This is a genomic window from Allobosea sp. CRIB-10 (assembly GCF_900112185.1).
GTDB lineage: Bacteria > Pseudomonadota > Alphaproteobacteria > Rhizobiales > Beijerinckiaceae > Allobosea.
This window is the reverse complement of record NZ_FOKP01000006.1, coordinates 16856-33140: the sequence shown is the minus strand read 5'-3', so window position 1 is coordinate 33140 and position 16285 is coordinate 16856. Positions and strand designations below refer to the sequence as shown.

The window sequence follows — 16285 nt, the reverse complement described above, 5'->3', positions numbered from 1 at the left end:
ATGACGGCGTACTTGTCACACAGCTCGGCATATCATTCGATCTTCACATTGGCCTTCTGCGCCACCTCGGCCCAGCGCTTGGTCTCGCTGGCGATATGGGCGGTGAATTCGGCCTGGCTCGAGCCGACCGGATCGACGCCGAGCTTCTTGAGCTGCTCGACCACCGCCGGCTCGCGCATGATCGCCTGCGTCTCGGTCGAGAGCCTGGCGACGATCTCCGGGGGCACCTTCGCCGGCGCGAAGAAGCCGTGCCAGGAGCTGGCGTCGTAGCCGGGAATGAACTCGGACAGCGCCGGCAGATCCGGCGCGACCGCGAGCCGTTTCGGCGTCGCCGTCGCCAGCGCCCGGATCTTGCCGGCTTCGACATGCGGCCAGGCGATCGTGATGTTGTCGAAGGTCAGCTGGATCTGGCCGGAGAGCAGGTCCTGCGTCACCTGCCCGCTTGAGCGGTAGGGCACATGGACCATGTCGGTGCCGGTCGAGACCTTGAACAGCTCGGCCGCCATATGGGTCGAGGTGCCGGCGCCCGAGGAACCAAAGGAGTATTTGCCGGGGTTCTTCTTCAAGAGCTCGATCAGCTCCGGCACGGTCTTGGCCGGCAGGTCGAGATTGACCATCAGCAGGTTCGGCACGCTCGCTACCTGCGATATCGGCGCGAAGTCCTTGATGTGGTCATAAGGCATCTTGGTGTAGACGCCGGGATTGATGGCATGGCTGGAGACCGTGCCCATGGTCAGCATGTAACCGTCGGGATCGGCCTTCGCGACCGCAGCGGCGCCGGTGTTGCCACCAGCTCCCACCCGGTTCTCGACGATGAACTTGCCGCCGAGGCGCGCGCTCAGCCGGTCGGCCAAGATGCGGCCGAGCAGGTCGGTGGTGCCACCGGCGGCAAAGGGCACCACGATGGTCGCCACCCTGCTTCCCGGATAGCCGCTCTGCGCCCAGGCAGGCGTCAAAGCAGGTGCCGCTAGCATGGCGCCGGCTCCGCCGAGCAGGCTGCGGCGCGTGATCGATGTCATCCAATCCTCCCTCATCACGACCATCCGGCCGTTGCCGTTCCGGCGTCTTGCGGCCATCTTGTCCTCTTCATAACATGCAATTTCAGATTTGAAATCTGAAATTTCAGACTTGATGTCGCTTGCGCTTTATGATGTCTGGTGAGGCAATGGCAACGGGCCAGCTCGGACATCGAATCGTCCCGCGGCCCGCCAGGGGAATGGAATGTCACACGCGCTCGCCATCGAACCGGTCTCGCCGCATTTGCTGCGCTCCCTGCGCGAGCATGTGCACGAGCGCCTGCGCCGGGCGATCGTCGCGGGCAGTTTCCGCGAGGGCGAGCGGCTGAACGAGCGCCAGCTCGCCGACATGCTGGGAGTCTCGACTACGCCGGTGAAGGACGCGATCCGCATGCTGGAGAGCGAGGGGCTGGTCCGGACCGAGGCGCGCCGCGGCGTCTTCGTCGAGTTCTCGGCGCGTCAGGCGCTGGAAATGGCGCTCGGCCGTGCCGCGCTCGAAAGCGTCATGACGCACATCGCCGCCAACCGGATCAGCACCGGCGAAATCGCCGACATGGCCCGCCTGATCGACGAGATGGCGCAGGCGACCGAGCACGGTGACCTCGAAGACCTCGTCAATCTGAACGAGGCCTATCACGGCATGATCCACCGCATTTCCGGCTGCGGCTATCTGGAACGCCGGCTCGACGGCCAGCGCATGTACGACCACGCCCAGCGCATCGCCCTGCTGGGCGAGCCCAGCGAGCGCGCCCGCGGCTTCGAGGAGCATCGCGGCATCTTCGAGGCGTTGCGCGCGCATGAGCCGGCCAGGGCCGAGCAGCGCATGCGCAGCCATATCGTGCGCTCCGCCAAGAGCCATGTGCGCCAGGTCTTCGGCGCCGACGCGGAAGGATTGGATTACGATGAGTGACAGGGTTCGCAGCGCGCTGCGTGGCATTTCCGGCGTTCACGTCACCGCCTGGAAGGGCGATGGCGAGGCCGACTGGGCACTGACCGGCACGATCGTCGCGCGTATCGCGCAGGCAGGCATCCACAACATCGTCTCGGCCGGCAATACCGGCGAGTTCTACCCGATGACCACGGACGAGGTGGTGCGCAGCCATGCCGTCGCCGCCGAAGCCGCTGCCGGCAAGGCGCTGGTCACCGCCGGCATCGGCCGGTCGCTGCGGGAAGCCGTCGCCACCGGCAAGCTCGCCGCCAGGGCCGGCTGCGATGCGGTGATGGTGCATCACCCGCTCGATCCCTTCGCCGCCCCGCAAAGCCAGGCCGACTACATCCTCGCCATCGCCGAGGCGCTGGATATCCCGCTTGTCGCCTATATCCGTTCGGACGCGATCGGCGTGAAGGACCTCGCCCGCGTCGCGACGCATCCCAATGTCGCAGGCGTCAAGTTCGCCTCGTCGAACATGATGCTGCTCGCCGAATGCGTCCGCGCCACGCAAGGTTCGAGCGCCAACTGGATTTGCGGCCTCGCCGAAGGCTGGGCCGCGCCCTTCCATGCGCTCGGCGCCCGCGGCTTCACCTCGGGCCTGGTCAATGTCGCGCCCGAGCGCTCGCTGGCGATCTGGCAGGCGCTGGAAGCCACCGACTACGACCGCGCCCGCAGCCTGGTCGACGAGATCGCCGGCTTCGAGACGCTGCGGACCAAATACGGCAACGGCGCGAATGTGACGGTGGTCAAGGAGGCGCTTGGCCTGCTCGGCACCAATGTCGGCCCGGTCCGCCTGCCCGGCCTGCCCGAGTTGAGCGAGGCCGAGCGCGCCGAACTGCGCAGGATCGTCGGAAGCTGGGGCAGCCAGCGCGCAGCGGCGGAGTAACCTCTGTCATTCCGGGGCATCGCGCAGCGATGAACCCGGAACCCACGACCGGGTGAGCCCCTCATTGAGCGGAAGTCGTTTCACCCAGTCGTGGGTTCCGGGTTCGACCCTGCGGGCCGCCCTGGAATGACAAGCCGTTGAATTGACAAAGAACACACCGAGGAAACGCCGATGTCCCATCCCCGCAAGACGCCCGACACGCTGCGCTCGAAGCGCTGGTTCGGCGCCAGCGACCTGCGCTCCTTCGGGCATCGCTCGCGGGCGCTGCAGATGGGCCTCAACCATGACGAGTTCATGGGCAAGCCGGTGATCGGCATCCTCAACACCTGGTCCGAGATCAACCCCTGCCACACCCATCTGCGCGACCGCGCCGAGGCGGTGAAGCGCGCGGTCTGGGCCGCCGGCGGCTTCCCGGTCGAGATCCCCGTGATGTCGGCCTCCGAGCAGTACCAGAAGCCGACGACCATGCTCTACCGCAACTTCCTGGCGATGGAGGCGGAGGAATCGATCCGCTCGCACCCGCTCGACGGCGCCGTGCTGCTGGGCGGCTGCGACAAGTCCACCCCGGCGCTGATCATGGGCGCCTGCAGCGCCGGCCTGCCCTTCATCTTCGTGCCGGCCGGGCCGATGCTCCGCGGCAACTGGGCCGGCAAGACGCTCGGCTCCGGCGCCGATGTCTGGAAGTACTGGGCCGAGAAGGAGGCCGGCAACATCTCCGACGCCGACTGGCGCGACATGGAGAGCGGCATCGCCCGCTCGCACGGCACCTGCATGGTGATGGGCACCGCCGCCACGATGATGAGCCATGCCGAGGTATTGGGGCTCACCTTGCCGGGTGCCTCCGCCATTCCTGCCGCCGACGCCGCCCATCCGCGCATGGCAGCCGCCGCCGGCAAGCGCATCGTCGAGATGGTCTGGGAAGACCTGACGCCCGACCGCATCCTCACCCGCGAGAGCTTCGAGAACGCGCTGACCGTCCATATGGCGGTCGCCGGCTCGACCAACGCCATCATCCATCTCGTCGCCATGGCCGGCCGTGCCGGAGTGCCGCTGACGCCCGATGATTTCGACGCCTTCTCGCGCAAGGTCCCGGTGATCGCCAACCTGCGTCCTTCCGGCGATTTCCTGATGGAGGATTTCTTCTATGCCGGTGGCCTCCCTGCTCTGCTGAAGCAGCTCGAAAGCAAGCTCCACACCGGCGCGATGACCGTGACCGGCAAGCCGATCTCCGAGACGATCGCGCTCGCCAAGGTCTATGACGACAACGTCATCCGCCCGCTCGACCGACCGGTCTCGACCGCCAACGGCCTTGCCGTGCTGAAGGGCAACCTCGCGCCGGGCGGCTGCGTCATCAAGCCTTCCGCCGCCGAGGAGCGCCTGCTCAAGCATTCCGGCCCGGCACTGGTGTTTGAGGACTATGATGCGATGATGAGGGCCGTGAACGACGAGAATCTCGACGTCACCGCCGACCACGTCATGGTGCTGAAGAACTGCGGGCCCGTGGGCGGCCCCGGCATGCCGGAATGGGGCATGCTGCCGATCCCGAAGAAGCTCTTGAAGCAGGGCGTGCGCGACATGCTGCGCCTCTCCGACGCCCGCATGTCCGGCACCAGCTACGGCGCCTGCGTCCTCCACATCGCGCCCGAGGCTTACATCAAAGGCCCGCTCGCCGCGGTGAAGACCGGCGACATCATCAGCGTCGACGTCGAGGCACGCAGCATCTCGGTGAACCTGTCGGACGCCGAGATCGCCGAGCGCCTGAAGAGCTGGACGCCGCCGGACCGCGACTACCCGCGCGGCTGGGGCAAGATGTCGGCGGCCCATATCCAGCAGGCCGACAAGGGCTGCGATTTCGATTACCTCGCCGGCGCGGCCAAGGTTGCGGAACCGGAGATCCATTGATCGGCCCGCCCTGGCTTCACCTTGCCGCCTCGGGCCTCTAGGCTCGTTCGGCGGCAATGATGGGGCGAGCGATGGCAGGTTCAGGACCGGAACGCTTCGATCCGGCGATCGCCTATGACATGCCGACCAATTCGCAGATCGAGCAGGAACGCTGGGTGTTCGCCATGTGTAATGGCCGGCGCGACGGCCGTTTCGCCGAGATCGGCGCCTTCGACGGCGTGCTGCACAGCAACAGCTATTTCCTCGAAAGCGAGCATGGCTGGAAGGGTGTCTGCGTCGAGCCGAACCCCTCCCTGTTCGCACGCTTGACCGAAAGCCGCAGCGCGATCTGCCTGGAGCGGGCGGTCTATCGCGAGACTGGCCAGATCCTGTCCTTCATCCCCTCCCAGGAAATCGGGACACTGGCGGAATTCGCGGGCAATGACCGCTATGCCGACGACCGTGCTCGCGCCGTCGCGACGCATGGACTGATCCAGGTCGAAACGATCAGCTTCGCCGCGATCGCAGCGATGGGAGACTTCGCCGAAACCGGCTTCGACTATGTCTCGCTCGACACCGAAGGATCGGAACTGGAGATTCTGCGCACGATCGACTTCGCTCGGCATCGGATCGCGCTCTTCACCATCGAGCACAATTTCGTCGAACCCCGGCGCGAAGAGATGCGGATTCTGCTGGCCGGGGCCGGCTATGACCGCATCAATGTCGGCTTCGACGACTGGTATTGGCACCCCACCTTCCTGATCGAGCGGAACCGCGGCATCGCCGTCGACGATGGCGCGATCAACCGACATTTCAAGAGCATTTTCAAAGACTAAAGCCGAACACAGCGGAAGATCCGCCGCCGCTTGTCCGCTCATGGCGAGACTGCGTCACGAAGGCCTCGGCGGATGTTGACGCAGTTTGGCAACTCTGGAAGAAGCTCGGTCGAGACTTGGGCCGCTGGCCGATGCTGCCCCGATTTCAGGATGCACTGTGACGTCGCCAGCAGCCCAGCAATTCATTGAACGCGTCAACGACCGCTCGCTCGTCGTCGGCATTATCGGCCTCGGCTATGTCGGCATTCCGCTCGCGCTCGCGACCCTCCGGCAGGGTTTTCGCGTCGTCGGCTTCGACATCGACGCCAGCCGGGTCGACGACATCAATGCTGGTCGCAGTGCGATCAAGCACATTCCGATGGAGCCGATCGCGCAGGCCGTCGCCGCCGACCGTTTTGTGGCGACCGCGGATTTCGATCGTCTGGGCGAGCCGGACGCATTGCTGATCGCCGTGCCGACGCCGCTGACCAGGCATCGCGAGCCGGATCTGTCCTATGTCGTCAGGACGACGGAGGCGATCGGCCGGCGCCTGCGCCGCGGCCAGCTCGTCGTGCTGGAATCGACGACCTATCCCGGGACAACCGACGAGGTCATGCGGCCGATCCTGGAGCAGGCGAGCGGGCTGAAATGCGGCGAGGACTTCTTCCTCGCCTTCTCGCCCGAGCGCGAGGACCCGGGCAATCCGGACTTCGGCACCTCCACCATTCCGAAAGTCGTCGGCGGAGACGGCTCCGATGCGCTGGCAATGGCGATGGCGCTCTATGGCGCGCTCGTCGTCAAGACCGTGCCGGTCTCCTCGACCGCGACGGCGGAAGCCGTCAAGCTGACGGAGAACATCTTCCGTTCCGTCAACATTGCCCTCGTCAACGAGCTCAAGACGGTCTACTCGGCCATGGGCATCGATATCTGGGAGGTAATCGAGGCGGCGAAGACCAAGCCTTTCGGCTTCATGCCCTTCTACCCCGGCCCCGGGCTCGGCGGCCACTGCGTCCCGATCGATCCGTTCTACCTGACCTGGAAGGCGCGCGAATACGACGTCGCCACGCGCTTCATCGAGCTTGCCGGCGAGATAAACACTCGCATGCCCTATCTGGTCGTCGACCGCCTCGCGACCCTGCTCGACCTCCACGGCCGCAAGAATTTGAGCGACGCCTCGATCCTGATCCTCGGCCTAGCCTACAAGAAGAATGTCGAGGACACCCGCGAGAGCCCTTCGCTCAAGCTGATCGAGCTGATCGAGAAGCGCGGCGCCCGCACCGCCTTCCACGACCCGCATGTCCCGGTGCTTCCGCCGACCCGCGAGCACGCGATGCTCGCAGGCCGCAGAAGCGTGCCGGTCGATCCCGCCTCGCTCGCGGCCTTCGACGCCGTCCTGATCGCGACCGACCACGACGACGTCGATTATGCGGCGATCGTCGCCGGCTCGAAGCTGGTCGTCGACACCCGCAATGTCTGCGCGCGCGCCGGAATCAAGGCGGAGAACGTCTTCAAGGCCTGATGGGACCTGGCCCGCGAGGGCCGCTCAAAGCTCAGCGTTGAAGGCGATGTCGCTGAAAACGGCATAGGCGCGGCCGAGCGCCGAGGCCCGGATCGATGCCACCGCGCAGATGTTGGAGCTCGACGAGACCGAGCGCTCGCCGCCGAAGATGTTGACCTCGCCCGTGACCGAATAGCTCGCCGTCGGTACGGCCCGCATCGCGGTCGGGAAAGCGAGGATCTGCTGCGAGTACGCGCCGCTCGCCTGATAGCAGTCGATGATCCATGGAAGACCGGGCCGCCAATAGTAGCGCTCGCAGAGCTGCCGCTCCTGCGTCTGGCTGCGCGCCAGCCAGGCGCTGGGCACCGCGCCGGTTTCGAGCTTGATCGCGCGGAAGGTCACCGCCCCCGTCGCCGGTGCGAGTTGCACCGTCAGGTTGCCGGTGTCGCCGGCGGCCGGCGTCAAGACGACGAAGCGGCGGCCGCTTCCCGCGGTGATCGTTCCGGAGACGCTGCCGACCGTCACAGCGAGGCTGCCGCCGCTGAGATTCTCGACCGACACGCAGAGCGGCGTCGAGGCGAACGACGTCACGCCCCAGAGCGCCGGCTCGACGGTCTGCCTGACCGCGCCGGAGGTCAGCGTCAGGTCGAAGCCGTTGCGACTGAGATTGGCGCCACTGGTATGCGCCTGCCAGCGGTCATAGCCGAACACTCCGGCGGCCAAGGCGCCGCCGGCAAAGCCGCGCTGGTTGATCTGCCAGTCGCCATTGACGAGCAGGTTCGGCCGCGGCGTCTCCTGCGCCCAGCTGCTGGCCGGGAGCGAAACGAGGCCGCTCGTCCGGTCGATGACCAGCGCTTCCGCCCAGTTCGAGCCGTCAGGGCTGACCTTGATCCGCAACTGGTCGTCGCCGGCAAGCCCGATCTCGGCCCGACCGGACCAGTTGTCCTGGAAGAGCAGGCTCGCCGTGTGCGCAGCGCTCGCCTTGTTGAGCTTGAGCCGGTGGTCGGTGCCGGCGTGATTGAACAGGGTCGCATCGGCGGAGATTGCAAGCCGATTCGTGGTATCGGCCGTCGCATTCACTCCCCAGAGTGGCGCGCCCGCGCCTTCCGGCTGAGACCGCCGCCATTGCGTGCCGGTCCAGACATGGTGCTCGGCCTCGTCGCTCACCCACGCCTGCCAGCCGGCGCGCGGTGCGAGAAAACTCCAGGCGCCATCCTCGAAGATGGCGAGAGCGTCCTGATGGCCGGCAAAGACACCGGAACCGCCGGCCGGCACGATATAGGCGGCAGTCTCGCCAGGCGAAGCCGGCGGGACGGTCTGCGTGCGGCTCGAGACGACGAGATGCACCAGCGCATCGAGCCGCATCAGCGCATCGTTGTGGGTGACGTGTTTCTGCGCCTGCCCGGCGGCGAGCAGGGGCAGGCCAAGACGCGGCGTATCGCTCATGGAACCTCGCTGGATCGGCGCGGCACGCGGGAGGCGCGCCATGCCGGCCGATTATGCGGGCTTCGCAAGCAGCGGGGATTGATTGTGGCTCTATCCCCGCACCGGGGCGACCGGCCTCAGCTCAGCATCCGCGTATCGCCGCAGACCGAGATCTCCTGCCCGGAGATCGTCTTGGCGAAGGGCGAAGCCAGGAAGACGATCTGTTTGGCGATGTCCTTGGGATCGACGAACTGCTTGATCGAGACGCCGGCGAAGAGCCGGTTGGTCATCTCGTCATGCGAAACGTTGAGCGAGCGCGCCTTGTTGGCGATCACGCTCTGGATGCGCGGCCCGTCGACGAGGCCGGGGCAGATCGCATTCGCCCGGATGCCGAACTCGCCGAGCTCGGCCGAGAGCGCCTTGGTGAAGCCGATCACACCCCATTTCGCCGCGGCATAGGGCGAGCGCAGCGGAAAGCCGTGCTTGCCGGCCTGGCTGGAAAGATTGACGATCGAGGCGTTTTTCGACTGCTTGAGGTGCTCGACGGCGAGCCGGGTGCAGTTGAACTGGCCGGTGAGGTCGATGGCGACGCAGGAATCCCAGGCCTCCGGCGCGATCTCATCGACGCGGCCTGTCGGCCCGGCTATGCCGGCATTGTTGACCAGGCAGTCGAGGCCGCCGAGCGCCGCCAGGGCTTCTTCGAACAGCCGCGCAACCGCCTTGCGGTCGGAGACGTCGCAGACCGAGCGCGTGATCGTAGGATCGCTCTCAGCCATCTCGGCGAGCGCCTTCTCATCGACATCGCAGATATGGACCTTGGCGCCCTCCGCCGCAAAGGCGCGCGCAGTCGCCCGGCCGATGCCATTGGCGCCCGCCGTCACCAGCACGCGCAGTCCCTTGATCGTCAGATCCATCGTTTCCGTCCCTTTTCCTTCGCTCTGAAGCCGACCGGCTATTCCGCCAGCCGCGCCGTCCGTTCGATGTGCTCGGCCGCGGCGCTGATGTCCTCGACCAGCGCCTGCCGCGCCGCGGCCGGATCGCGTCGCCGCAGCGCGGCCAGCAATTGCGCATGCGCCACGACCGCACTGCCGCCATCGAGCCGCTTCGGCTCGTGCCGCATGTCGAGATTGAGGATCGGCCCGGCCTTGAGCCAGAGTCGGGAGATCATCTCGATCAGCGAGGGCATGCCCGCAGCTTCGTATAGCGCGAAATGCAGGTCGCGATTGGCGCCGACCGCAGCGGCGGGGTCCGGCGGGTCCTTGGCCGCGGCCAGGAACGCCGCCTCATGCCGGGCGACCACTGCGATCTGCGCCTCGGTGATCACCTTCGTCGCCTCCTCGGCCGCGAAGCCCTCGACCACCAGCCTGATCCGGGTGAGTTCGCGGAACTGCGCCAAAGTCAGCACCGGCACCCGCACCGCCCGCCCCGGCAGCACTTCCAGCGCCTTGTCGGCGGCAAGCCGGCTCACCGCCTCGCGCACCGGCATCATCGAGACGCCGAGCGCCTCGGCGACGCGGCGCAGCGAGAGCTTCTCGCCAGGCGCCAGCCGCCCGGCTATCAGCAGCGCCCGAAGCTCGCCGGTGACCCGTTCGCCCAGCGTCTCGTGCTGGAGCGAGCCGACCTCGTCGAGCGCCGAGACCTCTCCCACCTTCCCCGCTCCGGGGGCGGCAAGCCGCGATTGCGGCGCAACAGAGGGCTGGACTCGGGCAACCATGTCTGCCAACCTAACTGTGATCACAGATCACGACAAGCGGTTCAGCACCGCAGAGTGAAGAAGACGATCCACGCAATCCGACGCCGAAGCGCGCGGGAGAGTTCTGGGAGGAACGCAAATGTCAGAGCAGTCAAGGATCAAGGGCCTCTCGCGTCGTCAGACGCTCGTCGGGCTCGGCGCGACGGCCACCGGCCTCGTCGCCAGCCCGGCGGTCATTCTCGCACAGACGTCGGAGGCGATCCGCTTCGGGCACCTGACGCCGCGCACCGGCTTTCTCGGCCCGCTCGGCGAATACGGCGTCATGGCCGCCGACCTCGCGGCCGAGGAGATCAACGCCGCCGGCGGCATCAACGGCCGCAAGCTCGAATTGCTGAAGGAAGATTCGGTCAACCCGCAGACCGCTTCGACCAAGGCCGAGCGCATGATCGAGCGCGATAAGGTCGCCTGTATCATCGGTGAGATCTCGTCGGCTTCCTGCCTGACGATCTCGCAGGTCGCGGCCCGCAACAAGACGCTCTTCCTCAACACCGGCGGCAATTCCGACGCGCTGCGCGGCGAGAGCTGCAACCGCTATATGTTCCATGTCGAGCATCAGAACTCGATGTATGTGAAGAGCGCCGGCCGCTCGCTGCTGGCGCAGGGGCTGGTCAAGGGCAAGAAGTGGTTCTCGCTCACCGCCGACTACGCCTTCGGACATGACCTCAGCAAGGTCGCCAAGCGCTTCATGGAAGCCAATGGCGGCCAGTTCGCCGCCGACAAGCTGGTGCCGACCGACGCGACCGACTTCTCGGCGCTGCTGCTGGAGATCCGGGCGGCCAAGCCCGACCTCGTCATCTCGAACCTCGCCGGCAACCAGATCACCAATTTCCTCAAGCAGTATTCCGAATTCGGCCTGACCTTCCCGGTCGCCGGCTTCGGCTTCGACACCGCCCTCGCCTGGGCCGCCGGCAAGGATAATTTCGGCGGCATCTGGCCCTGCGTCTGGCATCACCTGATCGATACGCCCTCGACCAAGGCCTTCGTCGCCGCCTTCACCAAGAAATACGGCAAGCCGCCGGAGAACCAGGCCTGGGGCGACTATGTCGGCGTCAAGGTCATGGCCCAGTCGATGAACGAGCTGAAGTCGACCGACACCGCCAAGATCCTCGAACATCTGGAGAAGGGCGCGAAATTCGACGTGATGAAGCCGCGCCAGGGCTATTTCCGCGCATCCGACCACCAATTGATCAGCGAGATGTACACGATCACCGCCTTGCCGGCGGCGCAGGTCAAGAACCAGTGGGACCTCTTCACCTCCTCGGCCCCGGTGCCCGGCCCGAACGAGGACATGGAGGTGATCGCCACCCAGGGCGACGAAGCTGTCTGCAAGATGAGCTGAGGGGTCGGAGCCAGAACCGCGACAGGCCCTCTCTCCCGGAACGGGGGAGAGATGGAGAGGGGGCCGGCGCTACGATCGACCAGCGTCGGCTCTGCCCCCTCCCAACCCTCCCCCGTTCCGGGAGAGGGCTCCCGCGCCCTTCAATCCATGCCCTTCAGGCTCCTGACAAAGGCCATTCCTTGCTCACCCTCTTCATCCAGCAGGTGCTGAACGGGCTGCTCGACGGGGTCTATTACCTCCTGATCGCGCTCGGCCTGTCGCTGATCTTCTCGCTCGGCGGCATCGTCAACCTGGCGCATGGCGCCTTCTATGCGATCGGCGCCTATCTCACGATCGTGCTCGCGCCCCATATCGGCTTCGGCGGCGCCATCATCGCATCGCCGGTGCTCGTCGCGCTGATCGGCATCGTCATCGAGCGCGGGCTCTTCCAGCGTTTCTACAGATCCGACCCGATTCTCTCGCTGCTGCTGACCTTCGGCCTCGCCATGGTCGCCGAGCAGAGCCTGCGCATGATCTTCGGCGCGCCGCCGCTCTCCTTCTCGATCCCGCCGGCGCTGCGCGGCCAGCTCTTCATCGGCGACTTCATCTATTCGCGCTACCGGGCCCTGCTGATCCTGATCGCCGCCGCCTGCGTGCTCGGCCTCTGGTTCCTCCTGCAGCGCACCGCCTTCGGTCGCGTCGTGCGCGCCGGCGTGCAGAACCCCGACATGGTCGGCGCGCTCGGCATCTCCCTGCAGCCATACATGATGACTGTCGCCGGCATCGGCATCGGCCTTGCCGGCCTTGCCGGCGTGCTGCTCGCGCCGATCTATTCGATCCATCCGGCCATGGGCCAGGAGATCATCACCCCGGCCTTCGTCGTCGTCGTCATCGGTGGGCTCGGCTCCTTCTGGGGCGTCGTCGTCGCCGCGCTGATGGTCGGCCTGGTCAAGGGCATCACCATCGGCCTCGGCCTGACGCAATGGTCGACCGCGGTGATCTACCTGATGATGCTGCTGGTCCTGCTCTTCCGTCCGCGCGGCCTGTTCGGCGAGCGCATCCAGCGCTTCGAGTGAGGCCGACATGACCAGCTCCCAGCGCGATTACCTCCCGCTCGCCATCGCCGCCATCGGCCTCAGCCTGCTGCCTTCGCTGATGCATGCGGTCGGGCTCGGCACCACCTCGGCCACCGAGGTCGTGGTCTTCGCCATCGCCTGCATGGCGCTCAACGTCCTCGTCGGCACGACGGGCCTCGTCTCCTTCGGCCATGGCGCCTGGTTCGGAATCGCCGCCTATGCCGCCGGCCTGATCCAGCGCAACTGGCTGCCCGGCCAGTTCGCCTTGCCGATCCTGCTGGCGGTCGCGCTCGTCGCGTTGATCGCGTTTGCCTTCGGCGCGCTGATCCTGCGCCGCCGCGGCGTCTATTTCTCGCTGCTGACGCTGGCGCTCGCTGCCATGGTCTATTCGATCGCCTTCCGCTGGACCTCCGTCACCGGTGGCGAGGACGGTCTCGGCGGCATCAGGCGCCCGCTCTTCGCCGGCATCGATTTCGAGACCGCCTTGCCCTTCTACATGCTGGTCGCGACGATCGGCTTCGCCGTGGTCTACGGCCTCTGGCGTTTCCATCGCTCTCCGGTCGGCACCGTGCTCGTCGCGATCCGCGAGAACGAGCAGCGCGCCCGCTTCCTCGGCTATGCGACGAACCGCTACAAGCTCGTCGCCTTCACCGTTTCGGCCGCGCTGACCGGCCTTGCCGGCACGCTCCTCCTCTTCAACAACCGCATGACCTCGGCCGAGCCGATCTCGGTCGCCTTCTCCGGCGAGTTGCTGGCGATGGTAGTGATCGGCGGCATGCGCTCCTTCCTGGGACCGGCGCTGGGCGCGCTCTTTTTCGTGGTCTTCCGCGACCTGCTCTCCAGCGTCACCGAGAACTGGCTGTTCTGGTTCGGCCTGCTCTTCGTCGCTTTCATCGTCTTCTCTCCCGACGGTCTCGTCGGCGTCGGCCAGCGCCTGCTGAAGCCCTTCCGCAAGCAGGCGGCCGAGGACGCCGCTATGTCGGCCCGCAAGGCCGGCGCGGTCGAGCTTCCCGCCTTCATGAAGCCGGCCGATGCCGGCGACGGCACCATCCTGACCGCGACCGGCCTCGCCAAGAGCTTCGGCGGCATCAAGGCGGTCGAGAACGTCGATATCGCCATGCGCGACCGCAAGCTGCATGCGCTGATCGGCCCGAACGGCGCCGGCAAGACCACTGCCTTCAACCTGATCTCCGGCATGTTCGAGCCCGATCGCGGGCAGGTCCGCCTGCGCGATCGTGACATCGCCGGCCTTTCGCCCGAGGCGATCACGCGGGCCGGCATCGGCCGCGCCTTCCAGATCACCAACCTGTTTCCGACCCTTTCGGTCGCCGAGAACGTCCGCCTTGCCGTGCAGGCAAGGGCACCGCAACGCTTCGGCTTCTGGCGTTCGGCCGGCGCACTTGGGCAGGTCAATAACGAGACTCGCCAGGTCGTCTCGACCATGGGCCTCTCCGGCATCGAGCAGGCCGAGGCCGGCTCGCTCAGCTATGGCGGCCAGCGCCTGCTCGACATGTCGCTCGCCCTCGCCACCAGCCCGCGCGTGCTCCTGCTCGACGAGCCGCTCGCCGGCCTCGCCGCGGCCGAGCGCGAGCGCGTCGGCAACCTGATCAAGTCGATCTCGACCGATCTGCCGGTTCTGCTGGTCGAGCACGACATCGACCGCGTTTTCGCCATCGCCGACCACGTCACCGTCATGAACGAGGGCTCGGTGCTGGTCGACGGCACGGTCGAGGACGCCCGCTCCTCGCCGAAGGTGCAGGAGGTCTATATCGGTTCAGGCGCTCATGCGCTGGCCGAGAAGCCGCGCGAAAGCGCCGCCGGCTCCAAGGTCCTGCTCGGCCTCAATGAGGTCGATACCTTCTACGGTAAGAGCCACATCCTGCGGCAGGTCAGCTTCGGCGTGCACGAGAACGAGATCGTCGCCTTGCTCGGCCGAAACGGCGCCGGCAAATCGACCCTGCTCAAGACCGTCACCGGCATCGCCCCGCCTGCCTCCGGCACGATCAGCCTGGCCGGCAGCGACATCGCCCGCCTGCCGCCTGCGCAGATCGCCCGTGCCGGCATCGCATATGTGCCGCAGGGGCGCGGCCTCTTCGCCGGCATGAGCGTCAAGGACAATATGGAGCTCGGCCGCCTGCGCCGCCGCACCGGCAACGGCACCCATTGGGAGGACGAGAAGATCTTCGCCTTCTTCCCGCGCATCAAGGAGCGCTGGCAGTCGCCGGCCGACTATCTCTCCGGCGGCGAGCAGCAGATGGTTGCGGTGGCGCGCGCCCTCTCCGGCGACACCAGGGTGCTGCTGCTCGACGAGCCTTTCGAGGGCCTGGCGCCGGCCGTGGTCGAGGAATTGTTCGAGGCCTTCGACAAGCTGCGCAAGGAGATCGCCATCGTCATCGTAGACCATCATCTCGACCTGGCGCTGGCCCTCTCCGACCGCACCGTCGTGCTCGAGCGCGGCCAGGTCACCCATATCGGCCCATCCCGCGCCCTCAGCCAGGATCTTGCGCTGCGGCGGCAGGTGCTGTGGCTGTGATGGGTGATCCAAGAGACAACAGAGGCGCGGGGAACCCTCTCCTGGAAGGAGAGGGCAGGGTGAGGTGTTGGCGGTTCGACCAGTTCCGCGAGCGCTCACCGCGCGGCCATGTTCAAGCTAACGATTCCTCTCCTGCACACCTCACCCCTGCCCCTCTCCTTCCACGAGAGGGGTTCCCCGCGCCCCGCCACACCAGCCGAGACACTGCCTTATGACCAAGATCGCCATCGTCGGCTCGGGCCTGATCGGCCGAGCCTGGGCCACCGTCTTCGCCAGCCATGGCTTCGAGGTCGCGCTGCACGATGTATTGCCGGAAGCGGCCAAGGCCGCCCGCGTCCATATCGGCAAGAACCTCAAGGAGCTCGCCGGCCACGGCCTCGTCGATGATCCCGCGGGCTCGCTCGCCCGCATCCGCGTCGCCAAGGACCTCGCCGACGCCTTGAAGGGCGTCGCGCTGGTGCAGGAGAACGGGCCGGAGACGGTCGAGGCCAAGCGCGAGCTCTTCGCGCAGATGGATGCGCTCGCGCCGGCCTCGGCGATCCTGGCCTCCTCGACCTCCTTCATCATGGCCTCGACCTTCTCGGAAGAGCTGAAGGGTCGCGCCCGTTGCCTCGTCGCCCATCCGGTCAATCCGCCGCATCTGGTGCCGATCGTCGAGCTGGCGCCGGCGCCCTGGACCGATCCCAAGATCGTCGCCAAGGCCAAGCGCCTCTACGAGCAGGCCGGGCAAGTCGCGATCATGCTGCGCAAGGAAAAGCCCGGCTTCGTGCTCAACCGGCTGCAGGCGGTGCTGCTGGCCGAGGCCTTCCGCCTCGTCGGCGAGGGCGTCGCCAGCGCCGAGGATGTCGACAAGACCATCCGCGATGGGCTCGGCCTGCGTTGGTCGTTCATGGGTCCGTTCGAGACGATCGAGCTCAATGCGCCAGGCGGGATACCCGATTACTGCGCACGCTATTCCGAGTCGCTCGACCGCATGGTCAAATCCTCGGAAGGCCTCGGCAATCCGTTCAAGCCGGAGACGGTCGCCGAAGTGATGCGCGAATGGCGTGGCGCCCAGGAAGCCAGCCGTGTCAAGCGCCTCAGCGACTGGCGCGACAGCCGCCTCGCCGCCCTGCAGGCGCACAAGCGCGCAGCGAAGCGCAAGCCGGCGTGA

Annotated in this window: 13 protein-coding genes; 9 read left to right on the top strand and 4 right to left on the bottom strand. The window is 66.8% G+C overall.

Annotated features, from left to right (window positions below; all coding sequences use genetic code 11):
* Positions 1 to 32: 32 nt before the first annotated feature.
* Positions 33 to 1019: a Bug family tripartite tricarboxylate transporter substrate binding protein gene (locus BMZ69_RS10150; RefSeq protein WP_092156696.1), complete on the bottom strand. Its 987-nt coding sequence runs from the start codon at positions 1017 to 1019 to the stop codon at positions 33 to 35.
* Between the two features lie 202 nt (positions 1020 to 1221).
* On the opposite strand from BMZ69_RS10150, the gene BMZ69_RS10145 reads away from it, so the two are divergent.
* The 5 genes from BMZ69_RS10145 to BMZ69_RS10125 all read left to right on the top strand — a co-directional run bounded on the left by BMZ69_RS10145 (position 1222) and on the right by BMZ69_RS10125 (position 7048).
* Positions 1222 to 1926 (top strand): GntR family transcriptional regulator, encoded by a 705-nt coding sequence (locus tag BMZ69_RS10145; RefSeq protein WP_092156515.1) that lies wholly within the window; start codon positions 1222 to 1224, stop codon positions 1924 to 1926.
* Positions 1919 to 2833: a dihydrodipicolinate synthase family protein gene (locus BMZ69_RS10140; RefSeq protein WP_092156513.1), complete on the top strand. Its 915-nt coding sequence runs from the start codon at positions 1919 to 1921 to the stop codon at positions 2831 to 2833. Before BMZ69_RS10145 ends, BMZ69_RS10140 begins: the two co-directional genes overlap by 8 nt.
* Before the next feature lie 171 nt (positions 2834 to 3004).
* Positions 3005 to 4735: an L-arabinonate dehydratase gene (gene araD, locus BMZ69_RS10135; RefSeq protein WP_092156511.1), complete on the top strand. Its 1731-nt coding sequence runs from the start codon at positions 3005 to 3007 to the stop codon at positions 4733 to 4735.
* Positions 4736 to 4806: 71 nt separating this feature from the next.
* A complete protein-coding gene (locus BMZ69_RS10130) occupies positions 4807 to 5550 on the top strand; it encodes an FkbM family methyltransferase (RefSeq protein WP_175506748.1) in 744 nt (247 codons plus the stop codon).
* A gap of 157 nt (positions 5551 to 5707) precedes the next feature.
* Positions 5708 to 7048 (top strand): nucleotide sugar dehydrogenase, encoded by a 1341-nt coding sequence (locus BMZ69_RS10125; RefSeq protein ID WP_280142080.1) that lies wholly within the window; start codon positions 5708 to 5710, stop codon positions 7046 to 7048.
* Between the two features lie 24 nt (positions 7049 to 7072).
* Here the strand turns inward: BMZ69_RS10125 and BMZ69_RS10120 are convergent, their stop codons facing one another.
* The 3 genes from BMZ69_RS10120 to BMZ69_RS10110 form a co-directional block, all read right to left on the bottom strand.
* Positions 7073 to 8473, bottom strand: coding sequence for a DUF2793 domain-containing protein (locus BMZ69_RS10120; RefSeq protein ID WP_175506747.1), 1401 nt, complete (start codon positions 8471 to 8473; stop codon positions 7073 to 7075).
* 116 nt (positions 8474 to 8589) lie between these two features.
* Positions 8590 to 9366 carry an SDR family oxidoreductase gene (locus tag BMZ69_RS10115; RefSeq protein WP_092156507.1) on the bottom strand — a complete coding sequence of 259 codons (777 nt, stop codon included), beginning with the start codon at positions 9364 to 9366 and terminating at the stop codon, positions 8590 to 8592.
* Positions 9367 to 9404: 38 nt separating this feature from the next.
* Positions 9405 to 10100, bottom strand: a complete 696-nt coding sequence (locus BMZ69_RS10110) for a GntR family transcriptional regulator (protein WP_092156505.1) — start codon at positions 10098 to 10100, stop codon at positions 9405 to 9407.
* 184 nt (positions 10101 to 10284) lie between these two features.
* Here BMZ69_RS10110 and BMZ69_RS10105 point away from each other — a divergent pair, with 184 nt between their 5' ends.
* The 4 genes from BMZ69_RS10105 (at position 10285) to BMZ69_RS10090 (ending at position 16285) form a co-directional block, all read left to right on the top strand.
* Positions 10285 to 11544, top strand: coding sequence for an ABC transporter substrate-binding protein (locus BMZ69_RS10105; RefSeq protein ID WP_092156504.1), 1260 nt, complete (start codon positions 10285 to 10287; stop codon positions 11542 to 11544).
* Between the two features lie 179 nt (positions 11545 to 11723).
* Entirely contained in the window at positions 11724 to 12599 is an 876-nt protein-coding gene (locus tag BMZ69_RS10100; RefSeq protein ID WP_092156502.1) for a branched-chain amino acid ABC transporter permease, read from the top strand.
* A 7-nt stretch (positions 12600 to 12606) separates the two neighbouring features.
* Positions 12607 to 15132, top strand: coding sequence for a branched-chain amino acid ABC transporter ATP-binding protein/permease (locus BMZ69_RS10095; protein ID WP_092156500.1), 2526 nt, complete (start codon positions 12607 to 12609; stop codon positions 15130 to 15132).
* Positions 15133 to 15343: 211 nt separating this feature from the next.
* Complete coding sequence (locus BMZ69_RS10090) at positions 15344 to 16285, top strand: 3-hydroxyacyl-CoA dehydrogenase (RefSeq protein ID WP_092156499.1); 942 nt, start codon at positions 15344 to 15346, stop codon at positions 16283 to 16285.

Coding starts and splice junctions, on each gene's coding strand:
- BMZ69_RS10150 (WP_092156696.1), bottom strand. CDS start 1,019: ATGACATCGATCACGCGCCGCAGCCTGCTCGGCGGAGCCGGCGCCATG.
- BMZ69_RS10145 (WP_092156515.1), top strand. CDS start 1,222: ATGTCACACGCGCTCGCCATCGAACCGGTCTCGCCGCATTTGCTGCGC.
- BMZ69_RS10140 (WP_092156513.1), top strand. CDS start 1,919: ATGAGTGACAGGGTTCGCAGCGCGCTGCGTGGCATTTCCGGCGTTCAC.
- araD (WP_092156511.1), top strand. CDS start 3,005: ATGTCCCATCCCCGCAAGACGCCCGACACGCTGCGCTCGAAGCGCTGG.
- BMZ69_RS10130 (WP_175506748.1), top strand. CDS start 4,807: ATGGCAGGTTCAGGACCGGAACGCTTCGATCCGGCGATCGCCTATGAC.
- BMZ69_RS10120 (WP_175506747.1), bottom strand. CDS start 8,473: ATGAGCGATACGCCGCGTCTTGGCCTGCCCCTGCTCGCCGCCGGGCAG.
- BMZ69_RS10115 (WP_092156507.1), bottom strand. CDS start 9,366: ATGGATCTGACGATCAAGGGACTGCGCGTGCTGGTGACGGCGGGCGCC.
- BMZ69_RS10105 (WP_092156504.1), top strand. CDS start 10,285: ATGTCAGAGCAGTCAAGGATCAAGGGCCTCTCGCGTCGTCAGACGCTC.
- BMZ69_RS10095 (WP_092156500.1), top strand. CDS start 12,607: ATGACCAGCTCCCAGCGCGATTACCTCCCGCTCGCCATCGCCGCCATC.
- BMZ69_RS10090 (WP_092156499.1), top strand. CDS start 15,344: ATGACCAAGATCGCCATCGTCGGCTCGGGCCTGATCGGCCGAGCCTGG.